Annotated in this window: 1 protein-coding gene and 1 pseudogene; both read right to left on the bottom strand. The window is 66.7% G+C overall.

The annotated features are described in order from the left end of the window. Positions 1-315: 315 nt before the first annotated feature. Complete coding sequence (locus tag ABZ260_RS50760) at positions 316-882, bottom strand: DUF1062 domain-containing protein (protein ID WP_355633077.1); 567 nt, start codon at positions 880-882, stop codon at positions 316-318. A gap of 503 nt (positions 883-1,385) precedes the next feature. Next, positions 1,386-1,696, bottom strand: a pseudogene (locus ABZ260_RS50755) (excinuclease ABC subunit UvrA); the annotation flags it as partial.

The raw sequence follows: 1,696 nt of genomic DNA, 5'->3' as shown, positions 1-1,696 counted from the left end.
CTGACATGGTGAAATCCTTCCCCGAAACGGACGAGACGGTCGGCCTCTGAGGCTCCTACCCGGCAGATGGTGTGGCGAGTCACCTTCATGGCCCGTCCCTCACCACCGGGCCGAACCCGCCTGCCGCTTGGGGCGTGACCAGGTCATTTGCGGTGCGGGGCGGTTGTCAGCGGAGAAAGGCTGTTTCCCGAACACGAGGCAGGGGAGGTCATCGCCCGCGATCTGCTTCGCCGACTTGTGGGAAACAGATCGCGGGCGATGACGGACGGGTCGGCCACGGCCGGCAGACAGGGATTCAGCACGAGATCCGGGTGGCTACACCGTCCTGCTCCCGCCCTGAGCGGCGGGAAGGACGACAAAAGTGAAGTTCATGGTCGTGGTGCGGTTGAGGCGGACGTCGGACTTGATCCGGCGTTCGGTTTCGCTCCGGCTGATACCGAGGCCGTGGGCGATCAGCCGCTCCGGGCGAATGGGCACGGGATCAAGGAACTCGACCTCCACCCGGATCGGCCAGCTCGGGTCCGTCGGCGGATGCGGTGCTGACGTCTGCAGATGCCATGCCTCCTTCCAGTCGAGGCTGAACCGGTTGCGCCGGGAGATCAACGGGTCCAGGAGCGTCTGGATGACGAGCGCCGGATCGTTGGTTTCGAACGCGTGGAGCTGGACGGGATCAATGGAGCGAACCGGGACTCGCTCGCGTACGGTGATCTTCGAGGTCTGATCGCAGGAGACGCAGCGGACGAGAAGCCACACGTCGAGAAGCTTGCCGTTGGCGTTCACCCGGAACTTGCCCTCCGCGACGGTGGCCACCGCCGAGCGGCACTCCAGGCAGTGGAAGTGCAGTAGGGGCAGGCGAGTCCGCCGTACGGTCCAGGACAGCACGGAATGATCTCTATGGGGTTGTGAAGACATGATCTCTCTGACCTGACGAAGGCCGTGGTCACACGGCCGGAAACGCTGAAGAGCCGGGGTCCCGGCAGAGCCGCCGGTTGCGGCACGCAGGAACGGGACAGCCCGGTAGTACCGACGGAGTCGGTGACGAAGCGCTTTGGAAAGGTGTCAGGCGGAGAGAGCAGGCGGGGTCACGCGGGTGTCCTCACGACGGATTCGACGATGCCGACCGCAAGCTATGTGATCACTCGTCGAGCCGCAACCGATTTATTCACCCGATGGCAGGCCGGTGATTGTCAACAGCCGGGCAGAGGGAACCGCGGAGCGGCCAGGCGGAGACCGCCGCCGTGCTCTCGAGCGAAAGGCTGTGCCCTTGTCATCACGTGCAGCCCGGCGCGGCGTGGGCATAGGCCGGAAACACGCTGATCCGGCAGTTCTCGATCCGGCCCGCGGTGCCGTAGTGCAGGACGTGACGCAAGACGCGCCCCGCCCCCTCAGCAGCGCGTGCCTTCTCGCACTTCCAGGAGCGGCAGGCCCGCCGCGTACCGCCGGAAGAAACCGGCGGTCGGGGTGTCCGCGGTCGCGACGGCGTCCGGGGGGCCCTCCGCGACCACCGCACCCCCGTCCGGACCGGCTCCCGGCCCCAGGTCGATCACCCAGTCCGCGGACGCGGCGACGGGGATGTCATGTTCGGCCACGACGACGGTGTTGCCCGAGTCGAGCAACACATCGAGCGCATCCACCACACGCTGGATGTCAGACGGGTGCAGGCCCGAGACGGGTTCGTCGAGAACGACAAGGCCGG

This window comes from Streptosporangium sp. NPDC006013 (genome assembly GCF_040614275.1).
Taxonomy (GTDB): domain Bacteria; phylum Actinomycetota; class Actinomycetes; order Streptosporangiales; family Streptosporangiaceae; genus Streptosporangium.
This window is presented reverse-complemented; position numbering and strand designations above follow the sequence as displayed.